Annotated in this window: 15 protein-coding genes and 1 tRNA gene; 6 read left to right on the top strand and 10 right to left on the bottom strand. The window is 67.4% G+C overall.

The genetic code is table 11. The features are described 5' to 3' along the window. Positions 1–579 (top strand): carboxymuconolactone decarboxylase family protein, encoded by a 579-nt coding sequence (locus tag J5V96_RS11240; RefSeq protein ID WP_208503803.1) that lies wholly within the window; start codon positions 1–3, stop codon positions 577–579. A 10-nt stretch (positions 580–589) separates the two neighbouring features. Here the strand turns inward: J5V96_RS11240 and J5V96_RS11235 are convergent, their stop codons facing one another. The 4 genes from J5V96_RS11235 to J5V96_RS11220 all read right to left on the bottom strand — a co-directional run bounded on the left by J5V96_RS11235 (position 590) and on the right by J5V96_RS11220 (position 4,464). Then, a complete protein-coding gene (locus J5V96_RS11235; protein ID WP_208503802.1) occupies positions 590–1,699 on the bottom strand; it encodes an epoxide hydrolase family protein in 1,110 nt (369 codons plus the stop codon). A gap of 57 nt (positions 1,700–1,756) precedes the next feature. Beyond that, the gene (clpX, locus tag J5V96_RS11230) at positions 1,757–3,031 is read right to left on the bottom strand and encodes an ATP-dependent Clp protease ATP-binding subunit ClpX (protein ID WP_208503800.1); all 1,275 of its coding nucleotides are present in this window, start codon (positions 3,029–3,031) and stop codon (positions 1,757–1,759) included. A 151-nt stretch (positions 3,032–3,182) separates the two neighbouring features. Beyond that, a complete protein-coding gene (locus J5V96_RS11225; protein ID WP_208504224.1) occupies positions 3,183–3,848 on the bottom strand; it encodes an ATP-dependent Clp protease proteolytic subunit in 666 nt (221 codons plus the stop codon). A 22-nt stretch (positions 3,849–3,870) separates the two neighbouring features. Beyond that, positions 3,871–4,464: an ATP-dependent Clp protease proteolytic subunit gene (locus tag J5V96_RS11220; RefSeq protein WP_208503798.1), complete on the bottom strand. Its 594-nt coding sequence runs from the start codon at positions 4,462–4,464 to the stop codon at positions 3,871–3,873. Between the two features lie 196 nt (positions 4,465–4,660). Here J5V96_RS11220 and glgX point away from each other — a divergent pair, with 196 nt between their 5' ends. Genes glgX through treZ form a run of 3 tightly spaced genes read left to right on the top strand, consistent with a single transcriptional unit; the run spans position 4,661 to position 10,838 of the window. Next, on the top strand, positions 4,661–6,832 hold the full coding sequence (glgX, locus tag J5V96_RS11215; protein WP_208503795.1) for a glycogen debranching protein GlgX: 2,172 nt from the start codon (positions 4,661–4,663) through the stop codon (positions 6,830–6,832). Next, positions 6,829–9,150, top strand: a complete 2,322-nt coding sequence (gene treY, locus J5V96_RS11210) for a malto-oligosyltrehalose synthase (RefSeq protein ID WP_208503793.1) — start codon at positions 6,829–6,831, stop codon at positions 9,148–9,150. The genes glgX and treY overlap by 4 nt, the downstream gene beginning before the upstream one ends. Then, positions 9,147–10,838 carry a malto-oligosyltrehalose trehalohydrolase gene (gene treZ / locus J5V96_RS11205; protein ID WP_208503791.1) on the top strand — a complete coding sequence of 564 codons (1,692 nt, stop codon included), beginning with the start codon at positions 9,147–9,149 and terminating at the stop codon, positions 10,836–10,838. Before treY ends, treZ begins: the two co-directional genes overlap by 4 nt. A gap of 66 nt (positions 10,839–10,904) precedes the next feature. Here the strand turns inward: treZ and tig are convergent, their stop codons facing one another. The 4 genes from tig to J5V96_RS11185 all read right to left on the bottom strand — a co-directional run bounded on the left by tig (position 10,905) and on the right by J5V96_RS11185 (position 14,601). Continuing rightward, positions 10,905–12,437: a trigger factor gene (tig, locus tag J5V96_RS11200; RefSeq protein ID WP_208503789.1), complete on the bottom strand. Its 1,533-nt coding sequence runs from the start codon at positions 12,435–12,437 to the stop codon at positions 10,905–10,907. Positions 12,438–12,511: 74 nt separating this feature from the next. Then, positions 12,512–12,585, bottom strand: a tRNA-Pro gene (locus J5V96_RS11195). Between the two features lie 67 nt (positions 12,586–12,652). Beyond that, entirely contained in the window at positions 12,653–13,504 is an 852-nt protein-coding gene (locus J5V96_RS11190) for a phosphotransferase family protein (protein ID WP_208503787.1), read from the bottom strand. A 386-nt stretch (positions 13,505–13,890) separates the two neighbouring features. Next, positions 13,891–14,601: a DUF4238 domain-containing protein gene (locus J5V96_RS11185; protein ID WP_208503785.1), complete on the bottom strand. Its 711-nt coding sequence runs from the start codon at positions 14,599–14,601 to the stop codon at positions 13,891–13,893. A gap of 76 nt (positions 14,602–14,677) precedes the next feature. On the opposite strand from J5V96_RS11185, the gene J5V96_RS11180 reads away from it, so the two are divergent. Further along, entirely contained in the window at positions 14,678–15,769 is a 1,092-nt protein-coding gene (locus J5V96_RS11180; RefSeq protein WP_208503783.1) for a toll/interleukin-1 receptor domain-containing protein, read from the top strand. 229 nt (positions 15,770–15,998) lie between these two features. On the opposite strand, the gene J5V96_RS11175 is transcribed toward J5V96_RS11180, so the two are convergent. Together J5V96_RS11175 and J5V96_RS11170 are read right to left on the bottom strand one after the other, a co-directional pair. Next, positions 15,999–16,490 (bottom strand): hypothetical protein, encoded by a 492-nt coding sequence (locus J5V96_RS11175; RefSeq protein ID WP_208503781.1) that lies wholly within the window; start codon positions 16,488–16,490, stop codon positions 15,999–16,001. Positions 16,491–16,622: 132 nt separating this feature from the next. Then, positions 16,623–17,240: a toll/interleukin-1 receptor domain-containing protein gene (locus J5V96_RS11170; RefSeq protein WP_208503779.1), complete on the bottom strand. Its 618-nt coding sequence runs from the start codon at positions 17,238–17,240 to the stop codon at positions 16,623–16,625. A gap of 231 nt (positions 17,241–17,471) precedes the next feature. Here J5V96_RS11170 and J5V96_RS17075 point away from each other — a divergent pair, with 231 nt between their 5' ends. Further along, positions 17,472–17,654, top strand: a complete 183-nt coding sequence (locus tag J5V96_RS17075; protein ID WP_208503777.1) for an excisionase family DNA-binding protein — start codon at positions 17,472–17,474, stop codon at positions 17,652–17,654. Positions 17,655–18,226 lie beyond the last annotated feature (572 nt).

Below are 18,226 nucleotides of genomic sequence, written 5' to 3'. Positions count from 1 at the left end.
ATGTATCTGAAGACGGTGTCGGACGACGAGGCCACCGGCGAACTCGCCGAGGTCTACGAGGCCGAGCGCTCTGACATGGGGGCGGTGATGAACGCCACGCGCAGCCTCTCGGCGCGGCCCGATCTCGCCGCGCCGGTTGAGGCGCTGCTGCATCAGCTGCGCGACGGCTTCTCGCTCGGGCTGGAGGCCTTCCGGATGATCACGCTCGTTGTGGCGAAGAACGTGCCGTCGAGCTACTGCAGCCACGTGTACTTCCGCGGACTGTCGCGCTTCACGGGGCGGGAGAAAGCCCTGGCCATCCAGAAGGACCACCGCTCGGCGGGCCTGAGCGAGCGTGAGGTCGCGATGCTCGACTACGCCGAGCAGATCGCCGTGGACGCCTCACGGATCGACGAGACCCACATCGAGCGCCTCCGCGGGGTCGGCTTCTCGGACCTCGAGATCGCGGACATCGCCTATGCGGCGTCGTTCCGCAGCTTCCTCAGCCGTTACTTCGACGCGGTCGGCGCCACCGCCGAACCGGAGTTCCTCGATGCCGACGAGGCGGTGCGGGCCACGCTGTCGGTAGGCAAGGCCTAACGGGGCACGCTCACCAGACGTCCGCGGCGAACCGGCGGACGCGCGCGGCCATCTCGCTCGGCACCTCGGCGACCGTGAAGTGACCGCCGCGGTCGAGCCGCTCGAACGTGCGCAGGTCCTGGTAGTAGGTTCGCGCGAGCGATTCGGGATAGTCATGCTCATGCCTCTGGATGTGCACGGATGCCGGCACTCGCACGAGCGGGAACTCCTCGTCCTCGCTCTCGTAGTACGGCCGGAAGGACGTCGCGATGGTGCGCGTGAACCAGTAGATCGCGGCCTCGGTCAGGATCCGTTCGCGCGAGATCGTCTGTTCGATCGACTGCGGATCGGAGGGGTCGGGGAGATCACCCCAGGCGGCGAACTTCTCCGCGACCCAGGCGAGCAGGCCGACCGGCGAGTCATTCAGCGCGGCGGCGAGGACATCAGGGCGTGTGCCCTGGACGTGCGCGTAGCCGCCCTCCTCCCAGAACTCGCCGTTCATGCGATCGAAGAACGCACGCTCCTCGGCATCGGTCGTGAGGTCGCGCTCCGCCATCAGCGGGAAGTGTGCGTGGGTGGCGACGATGCCCGCGACATGCTCCGGATGCTCTGCCGCCAGCCTGTCGCTGACGTAGGCGGAGATGTCCTCACCGTAGGTGAGGTACCGCGTGTACCCGAGCACCTCGGTCATCAGGAGGTGCATGGTGTCGGCCACCCGCCGCTCCGTGAACGGCCCCTCGGAGTAGGGCTGCGAGAAGGCGAAGCCTGGCAAGCTCGCCACCACAACGTGGAAGTCGGTGAGCTGCGCGGCGAAGTCGAGCTGCAGCGCGAAGGTGTGCGGCCAGCCGTGCATCACGAGCAGCACGGGGGCATCCGCGTCTTCCGCCCTGAGATGCACGAAGTGGATCTCTGTGCCCTGGATGTCTGCAAGGAACTGCGGGAATGACGCAAGCCATTCTTCACGAGCGCGCCAGTCGTCGTCGCGCCAGGTCGCGACCAGCTCGCGCAGCCACTCGCCTGTCATCCCCGCCGGGGGCCGCCGCGGCGAGTCGGGCAGCAGCCGCGCGCGCTCGAGCCGCCCGCGCAGATCGTCGAGCTCTTCGTCTGCGACACGAAACCGGAACGGACGAACGAGGGTCATGGAAGCGACGCTAGGCCCGGCCACCGACATTCGTCAGACGCGGGTGGTCGCCTCGTGTTACGCCGACTTCTTCTTCGCCGGCGCGAGCACCAGCGTCGCCTCCGCGCCGTCCTCCACGGCCGCCCGGGTGACGATGACCTTGGCCACGTCTTCCGTCGAGGGAATGTCGAACATGATCGGGCCGAGGACGTCCTCGAGGATCGCGCGCAGACCGCGCGCGCCCGTCTTCCGCAGCACCGCGAGGTCGGCGATCGCGCGGAGCGCGTCATCCTCGAACTCGAGCGCGACTCCGTCGAGCTCGAACATGCGCTGGTACTGCTTGACCAGCGCGTTGCGCGGCACGGTCAGGATCTCCATCAGGGCGTCCTGGTCGAGCGGCTGCACCGAGGCGACGACGGGCAGACGGCCGATGAACTCGGGGATCAGGCCGAACTTGTGCAGGTCTTCAGGGAGCACCTCGCCGAACAGCGACGAGTCGTCGTTCTTGTCGTGCAGCGGGGCTCCGAAGCCGACGCCGTGCTTGCCGACGCGCGAAGAGATGATGTCCTCCAGGCCGGCGAAGGCCCCCGCCACGATGAACAGCACGTTCGTCGTGTCGATCTGGATGAACTCCTGATGCGGATGCTTGCGACCGCCCTGCGGCGGCACCGAGGCGACCGTGCCCTCGAGGATCTTCAGCAGCGCCTGCTGCACGCCCTCGCCCGAGACGTCTCGGGTGATCGACGGGTTCTCGGCCTTTCGGGCGATCTTGTCGACCTCGTCGATGTAGATGATGCCGGTCTCGGCGCGCTTGACGTCGAAGTCGGCGGCCTGGAGCAGCTTGAGCAGGATGTTCTCGACGTCCTCGCCCACGTACCCGGCCTCGGTGAGCGCGGTGGCATCGGCGACGGCGAAGGGCACGTTCAGGCGCTTGGCCAGGGTCTGCGCGAGATAGGTCTTGCCGCAGCCGGTGGGACCGAGCATCAGGATGTTGCTCTTGGCGACCTCGACGTCCTCCGCCTTCTGGTCGGCCGCCTTCAGCTCGCCGCGCGCGCGGACGCGCTTGTAGTGGTTGTAAACGGCCACCGCCAGGGCGCGCTTCGCCGGCTCCTGACCGATCACGTACTCCTCGAGGAACGAGAAGATCTCGCGCGGCTTGGGCAGATCGAACTCCGCGACCTCGCCCGAGCCGGCCGATTCGGCCATCCGCTCCTCGATGATCTCGTTGCAGAGCTCGACGCATTCGTCGCAGATGTACACGCCGGGGCCGGCGATCAGCTGCTGCACCTGCTTCTGGCTCTTGCCGCAGAACGAGCACTTGAAGAGGTCGGCGCTCTCACCGATGCGTGCCATTCGAGTCCTCCTCGGACCTTTCCGTTCGAGTCTTCCTGAGCCTAACCGCTGCCGCCGACACCGGCGCGGCGGCGCGCTCCGGATTCACCCTTCGGGCGAAATATGACGGATGCCCCGGGGAGAGCTCCCCGGGGCATCCGTCTCTTCGCGATCAGCGGTTGAGCGCCGCCGGCTGGCGCTTGCGCGTCGTCAGCACCTGGTCGACCAGTCCGTACTCGACGGCCTCGACGCCCGAGAGGATCTTGTCGCGGTCGATGTCCTTGTGGACCTCTTCCACCGACTTGTTGGAGTGCTTCGAGAGCGTCTCCTCCAGCCACGTGCGCATGCGCAGGATCTCCGCCGCCTGGATCTCGATGTCCGACGCCTGGCCGTGACCCGACTCGCCGACCGCGGGCTGGTGAATCAGCACGCGCGCGTTCGGAAGTGCCAGGCGCTTGCCGGGGGCGCCGGCCGCGAGCAGCACGGCCGCGGCGGAGGCCGCCTGGCCCAGCACGACCGTCTGGATCTGAGGCGAGATGTACTGCATCGTGTCGTAGATCGCCGTCATGGCGGTGAACGAGCCACCGGGCGAGTTGATGTACATGATGATGTCGCGATCCGGGTCCTGGCTCTCGAGCACCAGCAGCTGCGCCATCACGTCGTCAGCGGACGCGTCGTCGACCTGGACGCCCAGGAAGATGACCCGGTCCTCGAACAGCTTGTTGTACGGGTCCTGGCGCTTGTATCCGTACGCCGTGCGCTCCTCGAACTGCGGAAGGATGTAGCGGCTCGAGGGGACCTGGAAGCCCTGAGGGGTCTGCTTGTAGGGGGTGTGCATAAGACTCACGTCCTTCTTGGGCTCAGTTCGCGGAGCGGTCGGTGCCGCCGCCGCCGGAGACGTCGGCAGCGTGCTCGCGGATGTGGTCGACGAAGCCGTAGGCCAGGGCCTCCTCGGCCGAGAACCAGCGGTCGCGGTCGCCGTCCTCGTTGATCTGCTCGACCGACTTGCCCGTCTGCGCCGCGGTGATCTCGGCGAGACGGCGCTTCATGTCGAGGATCAGCTGCGCCTGCGTCTGGATGTCGGAGGCCGTGCCGCCGAAGCCGCCGTGGGGCTGGTGCAGCAGCACACGCGCGTTCGGCGTGATGTAGCGCTTGCCCTTGGTGCCGCTGGTGAGCAGCAGCTGGCCCATGGAGGCGGCCATGCCGATGCCGACCGTCACGATGTCGTTCGGCACGAACTGCATGGTGTCGTAGATCGCCATGCCGGCCGTGATCGATCCGCCGGGCGAGTTGATGTAGAGGTAGATGTCCTTCTCGGAGTCCTCGGCGGCGAGCAGCAGGATCTTCGCGCAGATCTCGTTGGCATTCTCGTCGCGCACCTCCGAGCCAAGCCAGATGATGCGGTCCTTCAGCAGCCGGTCGAAAGCACTCTGTGCCATCAGCGGTTCAGGCATTCTCACTCCATTCAGTGGTGCGTCGGATATGACCCTACCCGCGGCTTCAGAGGCCCCCGGCGCGTGTTCGCCCTGGGCATACGTCGCGGCGTCAAGGGGCTTTCTCGGGACGTGCTCTCCCGTTAGCGTCACAGGCGAGAGCTGACCCGGACCACCACCCCCACCCGCGAGAGCGGGCGAGAAACGGCAGGATCACATGAACACGTGGCCAGGACGGCCCTACCCGCTGGGCGCCGAGTACGACGGCGACGGAACGAACTTCGCGCTGTACAGCGAAGTCGCCACCGGCGTCGAGTTGTGCCTTTTCGACGAAGACGACACCGAGACGCGCGTGCCCCTCATCGAGGTGGACGCGAACGTCTGGCACGCCTATCTGCCCGATGTCGGCCCCGGCCAGCGGTACGGCTACCGCGTGCACGGCCCGTTCGATCCCTCAGCGGGACACCGCTGCGATCCGAGCAAGCTGCTCGTGGATCCGTATGCGAAGGCCCTGTCGGGCGAGATCGACTGGGCCCCGGCGCTCTTCGACCACGACTTCGAGGACCCCACGGTGCGCAACGAGGACGACTCGGCCGCGCACACGCTGCGATCCGTCGTGATCAACCCCTACTTCGACTGGCGCGGCGACCGCCGGCCCCGCACGTCGTACAGCGGCACCCTCATCTACGAGGCGCACGTGAAGGGCCTCACCCAGCTTCATCCGGACGTGCCGGAAGAACAGCGCGGCACGTACGCCGGCGTCGCGCATCCCTCGGTGGTCGCGCACCTGAAGCGCCTCGGGGTCACGGCGATCGAGCTGATGCCCGTGCACCAGTTCGTGCATGACTCGACGCTGCTCGAGAAGGGCCTGCGCAACTACTGGGGCTACAACACCATCGGGTTCTTCGCGCCGCACGGCGAGTACTCCTCCAGCGGCGATCGCGGCGAGCAGGTGCAGGAGTTCAAGGCGATGGTGCGCGCGCTCCACGCGGCGGGCATCGAGGTGATCCTCGACGTGGTCTACAACCACACCGCCGAGGGCAACCACCTGGGCCCCACTCTCTCGTTCAAGGGCATCGACAACGCGTCGTACTACCGCCTCGTCGAGGACGATCCGCAGTACTACACCGACTACACGGGCACCGGGAACACGCTGGGCGTGCGCAACCCCCACTCCCTGCAGCTCATCCTCGACTCCCTGCGGTACTGGGTGACCGAGATGCGGGTCGACGGATTCCGCTTCGATCTCGCCGCCACGCTCGCGCGCGAGTTCTACGAGGTCGACCGCCTGTCCAGCTTCTTCGACCTCGTGCAGCAGGATCCGGTGGTGTCTCAGGTCAAGCTCATCGCCGAGCCGTGGGATGTGGGTCCCGGCGGCTACCAGGTCGGCAACTTCCCGCCCCAGTGGACGGAGTGGAACGGCAAGTTCCGCGACACGACCCGCGACTTCTGGCGCGGAGAGCCCGCCACGCTCGGCGAGTTCGCGTCGCGCTTCACCGGATCCGCGGATCTCTACGAGAACTCCGCGCGCCGGCCGATCGCGTCGATCAACTTCGTCACGGCACACGACGGCTTCACCCTGAGAGACCTCGTCTCCTACAACGAGAAGCAGAACCAGGCCAACGGCGAGGACGGGCGCGACGGCGAGTCGCACAACCGGTCGTACAACCTCGGGGTCGAGGGCCCCACCGACGACCCCGCGATCCTCGAGCTGCGGGCGCGGCAGCAGCGCAACCTGCTCGCCACGCTGCTGCTCTCGCAGGGAGTGCCGATGCTGCTGCACGGTGACGAGCTGGGCCGCACGCAGCAGGGCAACAACAACGGCTACGCGCAGGACAACGAGCTGACGTGGATCCACTGGGACCAGGCGGATGAGCCGCTCATCGAGTTCACGGCCCTCGTCTCGCGTCTGCGGCACGAGCACCCCGCGTTCCGACGCTGGGGGTTCTTCGACGGGCGTCCCGTGAAGCGTGCCGAGGGCGATCCGCTGCCCGACATCGTGTGGTTCACTCCCGACGGCTCCGCGATGGACGAGGAGGACTGGCAGACGGCCTACGCCCGATCGCTGGGCGTCTTCCTCAACGGCCAGGGCATCCGCGAGCGCGGGCCGCGCGGCGAGAAGATCGTGGACCGCCACTTCCTGCTCTTCTTCAACGCGCACGTCGAGCCGGTGGAGTTCACGCTCCCCTCGGAGGAGTACTGCGCGGCGTGGGAGATCGTGCTCGACACGGCCGACGGACCGGATCCGTCGCCGCACGAGCCCGGATCGACCCTGTCCGTCGAGTCGCGATCGGTGGTCGTGCTGCGTGAGTGGCAGCAGGCGCCGGACGCCCCCGACTACTCCCCCAAGGCATCGGTGACCGCCGCACTCGGAAAGTCGGCGTCATGACGCACCGCATCCCGGTGAGCACCTACCGGCTGCAGCTGCGCCGCGAGTTCACGCTGGATCAGGCGGCCGAGCTCGTCGACTACATCGCCGCCCTGGGCGCCGACACCGTCTACCTCTCCCCGATGCTCGCCGCGGAACCGGGATCGAATCACGGCTACGACGTGATCGATCACTCGCGGGTCGATCCCGATCGCGGCGGCTCCACGGGCCTGGTGCGGTTCGCGGCGGCTGCACGCGCGGCCGGCCTGGGGGTGCTGGCCGACATCGTGCCGAATCACATGGGCATCGCCACACCGCGCCTGAATCCGTGGTGGTGGGACGTGCTGACCCACGGACGCGCCTCGGCCCACGCGGGAGCGTTCGACATCGACTGGGATGCGGGCGGCGGACGGGTCCGGATACCCGTGCTCGGCGACGACGACGCGGACGCACCCGATCACGGGCTGCGCATCGAGGACGGCGAGCTGCGGTACTACGACCACGCCTTCCCGATCGCGCCGGGCACGGCCGACGACGGCGCCTCCCCCGGCGTCGTGCACGACCGGCAGCACTACGAGCTCGTGCATTGGAAGCGCGGCGACGACGACCTGAACTACCGTCGCTTCTTCGCGGTGTCGAGCCTCGCGGCGGTTCGCGTCGAGATCCCCGAGGTCTTCGACGCGACGCACGCCGAGATTCTGCGCTGGCTGCGCGAGGGGCTCGTGGACGGACTGCGCATCGACCATCCGGACGGGCTCACCGACCCCGCGGGGTACCTCGCGCGGCTCGCGGAGCAGACGGACGGCGCCTACGTGCTGGTCGAGAAGATCCTCGAGCCGGGAGAGCCCCTTCCTGCGGACTGGGCCGCCGCCGGCACGACGGGATACGACGCGCTCGGCGACATCGACCGCGTGCTCATCGATCCCGCAGGGCAGACGCCCCTCGATGAGCTCGAGGCCGAGCTGCGCGCCGACTCGCCGCAGAAGGGTGGGGTGAGCTGGGACCGCACGGTGCACGATCGCAAGCGCGCGGTGGCCGATGGGATCCTCCGCTCCGAGGTGCGCCGCCTCGCGCGGCTTGTTCCCGACATCGATCGCGCCGAGGACGCGCTGGCCGAGCTGCTCGCATGCTTCCCGGTGTACCGGTCCTACCTGCCCGCCGCGATCGGCCACCTGCATGAGGCCGCAGAGCTTGCCAAGGAGCGTCGGCGCGATCTCGCCCACACGATCGACTCCCTGCTTCCGCTGCTGTCTGACGCGGACGAGGAGGTCGCGATCCGCTTCCAGCAGACCTCCGGCGCGATCATGGCCAAGGGCGTGGAGGACACCGCGTTCTACCGCTATGGACGGCTCGCCTCGCTCAACGAGGTGGGTGGGGATCCCTCCGAGTTCTCGATCGACGTGCAGGAGTTCCACCAGCGTCAGCAGCTGCGGCAGGCGGCCTGGCCGCTGTCGATGACCACCCTCTCCACCCACGACACCAAGCGCGGCGAGGACACGCGAGCGCGGATCGACGCCCTCGCGGAAGCACCCGAACTGTGGCGCAGCACGCTGCGCACGCTCCGTTCGCGCGCAGCGCTCGGAGATGGGCCGTTCGAGGCGCTGCTGTGGGCCTCGATGGTCGGCGCCTGGCCGCTCAGCCGGGAGCGCGCCCACGCCTACGCCGAGAAGGCCTCGCGCGAGGCCGGCACCTCGACCACCTGGACGGCGCCGGACGCCGAGTGGGAGGCGCGCCTCCACGCCGCCGTCGACGCGGCGTTCGACGACGACGTGGTGCACGAGGCGATCGAGTCGTGCGTGAGGTTCGTGCAGGCGGCCGGGTGGTCCAACTCGCTCTCGGCGAAGCTGCTCCAACTGGTTGCTCCGGGTGTGCCGGATGTGTATCAGGGCTCCGAGCTGTGGAACCGGTCTCTGGTCGATCCGGACAATCGCCTTCCTGTCGACTTCGCCGAGCGCCGCGCGGTGCTCGCGCGCATCGATGCCGGGGAGCAGCCCGAGCTCGACGAGACGGGAGCGGCGAAGCTGCTCGTGACCTCGCGCGCGCTGCGCGCGCGGCGCGACCGGCCGGAGCTGTTCACGCGCTACGCCGGACTCGAGATCGTCGGCCAGGCGGCCGACCACGCGATCGCCGCCGACCGAGGGGGCGCCATCGCGATCGCGACGCGCCTGCCGCTGCGGCTCGACCGCGCCGGCGGGTGGGGCGACACGCTGGTGATGCTGCCGCACGGACGCTACTCGGACGCCTTCACGGGCGCCGAGTTCGAGGGCGGGGCCGTCGAGGTGGGCGCCGTGCTCGGCCGCTACCCGGTCGCCCTGCTGCTGAGAGAGGAGGAGGCATGAGCTTCGACCTGTGGGCTCCGCGCCCATCTGCCGTGCGCCTGATGCTCGACGGCCAGCTCCACGAGATGACGCGAGACGGCGAGTGGTGGCACAGCGCGGTGGAGTCGCAGCCCGGACAGCGCTACGGATTCCTGCTCGACGACCGCGACGATCCCCTGCCCGACCCGCGGTCGCGGCGCCAGCCGGAGGGCGTGCATGCCCTCAGCCAGGTGCAGGATCTGTCGTTCCCGTGGACGGACGCGCAGTGGACCGGACGTCAGCTCGCCGGGTCTGTGATCTACGAAATGCATCTCGGCACGTTCACGCCCGAGGGCACCCTCGACGCGGCGATCGAGAGGCTGCCGCATCTGGTCGATCTCGGTGTCGACCTCGTCGAGCTCCTGCCCGTGAACGCGTTCAACGGCACGTGGAACTGGGGGTACGACGGTGTGCTCTGGTACGCCGTGGCCGAGCCCTATGGCGGGCCCGAGGCCTACCAGCGGTTCGTCGACGCGTGCCACGCGGCGGGGCTGGGCGTGATCCAGGACGTCGTCTACAACCACCTGGGACCGAGCGGCAACTATCTGCCGCTCTACGCCCCCTACCTGCACGATGCGAGCGCCAACACCTGGGGCTCATCCCTCGACCTCTCGCGGCGCGAGGTGCGCGACTACATCATCGAGAACGCGCTGATGTGGCTGCGTGACTTCCACGTCGACGGCCTGCGTCTGGACGCCGTGCACGCGCTGGTGGACGACTCCGACACGCATCTCCTGCAGGAGCTGGCCGAACGAGTCGACGCGCTCAGCGCCCACCTGCGCCGACCGCTGACGCTCATCGCGGAGTCGGACCTCAACGATCCGAAGCTCATCACGCCGCGTGAGGCGGGCGGCTATGGCCTCCACGCGCAGTGGAGCGACGACTACCACCACGCCGTGCATGTCGCACTCACCGGGGAGACGTCCGGCTATTACGCCGACTTCGAGCCGATAGCGGCTCTCGCGAAGGCCGCGACGCGCGGGTTCTTCCACGACGGGACGTGGTCGTCGTTCCGGGATCGAGCCCACGGCTCGCCAATCCCGCCCGAGACCCCCACGTGGCGGCTGGTCGCCTATGCACAGGACCACGACCAGATCGGCAACCGCGCCACCGGCGACCGCCTCTCGGCGACCCTCGACGAGGATCTTCTGGCGGTGGCGGCGCTGCTGTCGCTCGCGGGCCCGTTCACACCCATGCTCTTTATGGGCGAGGAGTGGGGAGCTTCCACCCCCTGGCAGTTCTTCACCTCCCATCCCGAGCCCGAGCTGGGTGAGGCGACGGCCAAGGGCCGGATCGCGGAGTTCGAGCGGATGGGCTGGGATCCGGCCGTGGTGCCCGACCCGCAGGATCCTGAGACGTTCCACCGGTCGAAGCTCGTCTGGGACGAGCTCGCCGACGGGCGTCACGCGCGGCTGCTCGCGCTGCATCGCGAGCTCATCGCGCTTCGGCGTCGCGAGCCCGAGCTCACCGACCCGCGGTTCGCGCAGCTCTCGGCCGAGTTCTCGGACGATCCGCGATGGATCCGGATCCGTCGGGGCGCCCTCGTGATCGTCGTCAACCTCGGAGACGCTCCCCTGCCCCTGGAGGGACACGTGGAGACGCTTTTCGCCACGAAGCCGCTCGTGGACGGATCCGTCCCCGCCCGCTCCGGGGCGATCATCCGATCCTGACGTCCGGCCCGCGAACGCCGAGAGGCCCGGTCACCATCAGGTGACCGGGCCTCTCGTGTGACGGGATTACTCCGCGGCCGGCTCGGCGGCCTTCTTCTTCGCGGGAGCCTTCTTGGCGGGAGCCTTCTTGGGCTCCTCCTCGGCGGCGGGCGCCTCCTCGGCCTTCTTCTTGGCGGGAGCCTTCTTGGCCGGAGCCTTCTTGGGCTCCTCCTCGGCGGCGGGCGCCTCCTCCGCCTTCTTCTTGGCGGGAGCCTTCTTGGCCGGAGCCTTCTTCGGCTTCTCCTCGGCGGCGGGCGCCTCGGCGTCGGCGTCATCCTCTTCCTCGACGGCGGCGAAGCCCGACAGGTCGACCTTCTTGCCGTTGGTGTCGACGACCTCGACCTTGCCGAGCACGATCGCGAGCGCCTTGTTGCGGGCGACGTCGCCGATGACGGCCTGCAGCTGGTTGCCCTGCTGAAGCGCCTCGATGAACTGCTGCGGAGCCATGCCGTACTGGCCCGACATCTGGATCAGGTACTGCGTGAACTCCTCCTGCGAGACCTGCACCTCGAGCTTCTCCGCGAGGGCGTCGAGCACCATCTGCGTGCGGAACTGCTTCTCGGAGGCCTCGGTGACCTCGGCGCGGTGCACGTCGTCCTCAAGGCGGTTCTCGCCCTCGAGGTGGCTGTGGACCTCGTCCTCGATGAGCTGCGCGGGGACCTCGATCTCGACGGCCTCGAGCAGCGCGTCGATCAGCTTGTCGCGCGCCGCAGAGCCCTGCGAGAACGCGCCACGCGACTCGACCTGCTCCTTGAGGCTGTCGCGCAGCTCGCCGATGGTGTCAAACTCCGACGCCATCTGAGCGAAGTCGTCGTCGGCCTCGGGCAGCTCGCGCTCCTTGACGGCCTTGACGGTGACGGCGACCTCGGCCTCCTCGCCGGCGTGCTCGCCGCCGACCAGGGTCGAGCGGAACGTGGTGTCCTCGCCCGCGGTGAGGGTCTCGATGGCCTCGTCGATGCCCGGGAGCAGCTCGCCCGAGCCGACTTCGTAGGACACGCCCTCGGCGCGGTCGATCTCGTTGCCGTCGATCGTGGCGACCAGGTCGAGCTCGACGAAGTCGCCCGTGGCGGCGGCGCGCTCGACGGGGACCAGCGTGCCGAAGCGGGCGCGCAGACGGTCCAGCTCGGCATCGATGCCGGCCTCATCGGCCTCGATCGCGTCGACCGTGAGCGAGATCTTGTCGTAGGCGGGAAGCTCGAACTCGGGGCGCACGTCGACCTCGACGTCGACGATCAGGTCGCCCGAGAAGTCCTTCTCCGACGGCCACTCCACGATGTCGGCCGACGGGCGGCCGAGGAGCTTCACGTCGTGCTCGGCGACGGCGGCGCGGAAGAAGGTGTCCAGACCCTCGTTCACGGCGTGCTCGATGACGGCGCCGCGGCCGACGCGCTGGTCGATGATCGGAGCGGGAACCTTGCCCTTGCGGAAGCCCGGCACCTGGACGTCCTGAGCGATGTGCTCGTAGGCGTGCTGGATGCTCGGCTTGAGCTCCTCGGGGGTGACCGTGATGTGCAGCTTGACGCGAGTGGCGCTGAGCTTCTCGACGGTGCTGGTGACCATAGGGGTTCGTTCTCCTTGTGCGTCCTCCCGCGCGCAGGTCGCGCTACGGGACTCAGGTCTGTGTGGGCCGACAGTCGGGGCGACAGGATTTGAACCTGCGGCCTCCCGCTCCCAAAGCGGGCGCTCTACCAAGCTGAGCTACGCCCCGGGAAACTCCGCGCATGGATACGCGAAACGGCCCCGTGAAGTCTAGCCGACGAAGTGCAATCGGCCTCTTAGGCCTCTGCCAGCACTTCCGCGAGCACCCGCAGGCCCCGTTCCTCGAGCTCGGCCACCCCGAATCGGAACGACCAGCAGGCCGCCGAGACGCCCGCCCTGGTGCGCTGACGGAACCATGCGTGCGAGTCGCGCGGATCCGATCCGTACCCCGCGGCGAAGGCCTCGGCCAGGTCGGGCCGGCCGACGAACTCTCCCGAGTCGAGCCTCTCCCAGTCCTCGAACGGCGGCCGCAGATCCGCTCGCCCGAAGTCGATGACGCGCACCGTGCCGAGCTCGTCGACCAGCCAGTTGCGGGGCTGCCAGTCGCCGTGCGTGGGCACGCAGTCGATCGCGTCCTCGGGCCAGTCGGCGATGATCGCACGCAGCCGGGCGACGTCGCCGGCCGGGATGCGGTGCGGCCCGTCGAGCCAGGCCAGCGCCTTCTCGTTCACGCGGCGCTCGAAGTCGGCATCCCGCACCGAGAGCTGCGCGTGGAAACGAGCAAGCAGCGCACCGGCCTGCTCGTAGGTCGCCGGATCCGTCGCGGCGACGTCGCCCTGCACGAGCCGGCCGGGCAGATGCTCGGTGAGCAGCAGCTTCGCCTCCTCGTCGGCCCGCACCAGCCGCGCGGCGTGCCCCGTCGCGACCCACGGCCCCGTCCACTCCCGGTGGGCGCGGATCTCGCGAACGATGTGATGGTCGCTCTCGCCGCCCGCTTTGAGCACCCGCATTCCGTCGGGCGTGTCGATCCGCAGCACTGTCGTCTCGAGCACGCCCCAGGACATGTCGTCGACCACGTCGTGCTGCGGAAGCCACTGCTCAAGGAGTGCGCGCTGCGCTGCGGTCAGTCCCGCGTGAGCCCTCGGCATGGGATGAGCGTAGGCGAGTGCGAACAGCCGCGTGGCGATGAAGTGGAGGAACTGAGGCGACCCCGACGCACTGTTCTGGCCGGGACGCCACCCTCGCTAGCACGCCCTCGACTACTCGCAACCGATGAACGTTGGGACGGTACTCCGCTACCACCTGCGCCCCGCAGCCGAGAGGGCGAGGCTCCCGCCACGCATCCGGTTACACGACCTCCGCCGCACCTACGCATCGCTGACGTTCGCCGCGGTTCAAGCCGCACGAGGTCAGCCGGTCGATGGAGGCATACGTCGGTGTCCACGACAGACGGCATGTAAGCGCCCCTGTACCCGAGCGACTACAGCGTGGACATCGCACGCTTCGAGGCGTTCGTCGCGGATGGCTGATCCAATCAGCGGAAGCCGAACGTACGGGCCACTGCGCCGTCTACGTGATCGACTAACCAGCGTCGGCACTTGCTCGCGATCATGAGATTGAACTGGGGGTGAATGCCGGGGAGCCCGTCTCCGATGATGAGCAGCCGCGTGGGAGATAGCGGGAACGTGACGGCGGAGAGAGGTGCTCCATGCGTCTTGCGGAAAAGCAGTACAGCGCCGTCCCCGGTTACCAGACCGCCTTGGACATTGACAACTCGCCACGTCCAGCGCTCAACTCTCAGCCGGTCCAAGCGGATGGCCTCGGTATCGACGTCGCGTGCGAACGTGAGCCTGTCGCCAAGCGCCATCTCGGCCATTCGTCCCGGTTCCGTCATGCTGCCCATCCACACGGGTACTTTCACCTTTGTCTGATCGGCGTAACGCCCGCGCTCGAGGTGCATGTCGAGAAAGCTCACGATCGCGGACCGTCCCGCGCTGTCAGGAGCGCCACCAGTCGCGAGGCTGCGCAGGGCCGGAATCGCCTGGCTCTCAACCTCGGCATAGTATCCTTCCAGATCAAAGCTTGTGACCGTCGTCTGATAGCCGTAGCTCACAACTGTGGCGTTGGTCAGCGACTGAGGCTTGTTGATCTCATGCTCAGCGTCCCATACATGGACAAGGCCGCGTTCATTGGACCATGCCTCTAGATAGCCCCTGGTGATCATGTGGGCTCGCTTTACCGCCATGTGCCCAGTATGGGATCTTCTTCGGGCATCCCGCGCCGCCATGATGAGCGTGCCCGGCCTCTGCCAGGATTGCCGTATGGCGGAGACTGAATACGACTTCGATGTTGCTGTGACGTTCGCTGGGGAGGACCGATCGTATGTAGAAGAGGTCGTCAAGCTCGTCAAGGCGCAGGGATTCGCAGTCTTCTACGACGAGGACTCGAAAGTCGCGACCTGGGGCGAGGACCTCACGGAGTACTTCGCCGACGTGTACGAGCGACGCGCTCGGTACGCGGTCATGTTCATTTCCGCGAGTTATGCGGCGAAGCCGTGGACCCGCCTGGAACGCCGAAGCGTGCTCGCCCGAGCACTCCAGGAAGCCTCGCCGTACCTACTTCCGGTTCGGCTCGACTCCACCCAGCTGTCCGGCGTACGAAGCACAATCGGGTATCTCGATGGTCACGAGGAGGGCTCCGCGGGAATCGCCGACGCCATTCGTGAGAAGCTGCAGCAGCCGAAATCTGACGGAGAGCGCAGGTTCAACGGGCGCGTCCCGCGGACACCGGCGGAAGTCGCGATCCTCCTCGGCGAGCGACCGCGGGCATGGGAGTACCTCCTCTTTGCCTACTGGCTTGTGTTCAAGCTGGAGCAGAACAAGTCGGCTTACAACGATCACCGGCTCAAGTTTGCGATCTCGGGGCAGCACATCGACAGCGAGGAGGTCCTCGATTATTCGCAGGCAGAACTTGCACGCCTTGGGGCAACCACCGCCACGTTCGAGGAACTTCTGTCGGGCGACGCCCAGGCCACTGCGATGGGCCTGCCTGGCGAACCCGGCGACCCCGATCTCATCGAGCACCTTGCGGACCGCATGATTGCTATCTACGTCGATCTGATGGGCTGGGCTTATCGATTGCGGTCCGCAGCGCCCGCAGGTGACGAAGCGCGGGAGATGCTCAGGGCTCTCGCTGACTACGCCACCCAACCCATCGAGGAGATCCGTCGATTCGTTTACGGCTTTCGGGACGAGATGGACGAGATTACTGCCCGCCTCGCTGAAGGAAACGTCGAGCGATCCGAGTACATCACGTTCGTTATCCCCGACGACGTCAGGGAGCGCTATGACCGGGCGCTTCAGGCCCAAGGACCGCCGCCGCTAGGCGAACGGGGTTGTGGACGGGTTTTCTGATTAGGTCTCTCGGGACGGTAGCCCGAGATCCCATACAGGGACTGGGAGGGGATGACGGGAATCGAACCCGCGTAATCAGTTTGGAAGACTGATTCGCACGCCCGGAAGCTCGTGGCCGACCCGCGCTGTTGCCGAAAACAAGGGGCTTCTGTCGCCTCGAGGCCTACCGTTTCGCGGCGCTCCGTTGGCCACGCGTTGGCCACAGCGAAGAGACGGAGCCGCGTCGCGTTTACCCCAGCGAGCGCGTCGACCGGTGCTCTGGAGCGTCGTCCTCATCAGCGAAACGCCAGACGATTGTGATGGTTCGGATCGCGAGCGTATATCGCGCTCGGGCGAGGAACTCCACCAGCTCTCCAGCCCGGATCTCGCGCGGTAGGTCTCCTTCCACTTCCAGGAGCTGTTGCGCTTGGGTGGGCCTCGCCTCGATTCTTTCCAGAATCATGGGCCGCTTGGAGCTATTCCGCACCAACCAGAGATCACCGCTGTGAGGCTTGGGCACTCCCCACGCCTCCGGTCTGGAGGCGAAAGCGACGTCCTCCTGCGCGGCCGCCATTCGGTTGAGCGCTGACGTCGCCTCAGCCGCGCGAGCCGCCGCCTCTGTGCCCGCCGCCTCGGCATCTCGCCGCGCTTTCCTAGCCTCGCCTGCCTGCCAGAATGCCGCGCCCGCACCCAAGAGCGCCGCTACCCCACCGATCAGTCCCACAGCATCGAACGCGTCCACGGTCGCGAGCCTATGGCCAGGCGCACTCCCGGCGGGACTGGATGCGGCGAGCGCTCCCCGGCGCACACCAGCCGCGGCTCCCGCTTCGAGCTCTCGTCAATCGCACGCAATTGACGCGGCGTCGTCCCAGCCTTAGACCTCTCCGCCGTCATGCCAGCCGCAGATGGTGCAACGCGCGCCTGCATACTCATCGTCTCGACGGAAGTCGCTCTCGTGCCAGCCAGTGAGCTTGTCTACGGTCGCACCGCAACGCGGGCATGCAAGTAGTATCCCGTACCCAGGGAAGTACTGCATCTGGATCCCGAGCTCGTCCAAGGCGTTCTGCATCGCGATGAGCCGTTCGTTGCCCTTCATACCCATCACAGCGCTTGCCACAAAGTCCGGGTCCATGTCTCGGCCGTCGATCCACTTCATGTCGCGCACCAACTCGGGGACCTCAGTCTGGTCCAGTCGCACCACGAGGAGTGCTCGTTCCTCCTCCTCGATGAAACGGCTAATCGCTGAATTGAACTCGCGTCTGACCCAGGCGGATTCCAGGGCCGCCTGAGACCAGAACAGGACGATCGCTTCGTGGTGCCGGAGGGCTTGTGCAATGGCCCCAGGGATCGATTCGCCATAGTCGATCGACCACTCGTCGAGGAAGGTCTCCCTGCCCGCCAACTGCATGCGGCTAGCGACGCTCTTGACGAACTCCTTGTCGTCTCCGGCATGCGACAAGAAGTAATCGCGGAGCGTGCTCAGCTTAGACATCCTCCCAAACTACTAAGCGGTGACGAACGGGCGGCTCGAAAGAGCCCTCCAGCTCACCACCAAGACCGGGAACTGATCACGGGTCTACACTTGTGCGCACCTGGTCACCCCTGGGAAGGTGACGGGCCGAAGAGGCAGGGCCTTTCCTGCTGACGGACGAGTGCCCGAGCCGCACACCACGTGCGAGCCGTACGGAGAGGCGCTACGCGACCCGTAGACGGGACTTTCCCAGTGTTCGAGTACACCAGCATCCAGCAGGCGACGAGCGCGCTCTCCGTCAGCACCAAGACGATCCGGCGACGCATCGCGGACGGCACGATCCCGGCCAAGCGGATCGGTACCCGCACGATGCGGATCCCCGCTCACAGCCTCAATGGGGTCGGCTACGCCATGCCCGCGAGCCGCCGCTCCTGAACGACGAAGCGGCCCCTTACTGCCAAGCCGGGGCCGCTAGTCGATTGCGATCATGTCGAGTCTATCGACGCGCGCAGGCAACCCCGCGCGTTACGAGCTACGGGCGCGCACTCCGCGCCGCGTCCCCTTCGTCCGCTTCGACGGCGCTCCGTCCTCTGTTCCTGAATCATTAGAGGGAGAAAATCTGTCATCGGCGCTCTCGACGATCGAGATCAAGAGAGCAGTTCGAAGCTACGTTACGGAGCACTCCACTCTGCCGACCCTGCTGGGATGCGGCAGCGTGTACCTACGAACCGCACTCGCCGCGTCCCGTGTGATCACGACCACAACGGAACAGCTCGCTGACCGGCTCGGTGTCCAGAAGGGCGACGCCATCGCGAACCTAGCTGAGGCGGACGCTCTGGCTCACGGCCTCCAGGTGACGACCGAGCAGACTTCCGACATCCGCTTCCTCGTAGTGGATGCGCTCGATGAAACCGGAAAAGTCGCCATGGCGACCTCCTGCGCACGTACGCGACCCGCGCACAGCAGAAGCTCCGCCAGACCTGGCTGACCACCTGACGCCTGACACC

Origin of the sequence: Microbacterium stercoris (genome assembly GCF_017592545.1) — a bacterium.
Taxonomy (GTDB): Bacteria; Actinomycetota; Actinomycetes; order Actinomycetales; family Microbacteriaceae; genus Microbacterium; species Microbacterium stercoris.
Note: the sequence above shows the minus strand (reverse complement) of the source record. Positions and strands in the feature narration are given on the sequence as shown.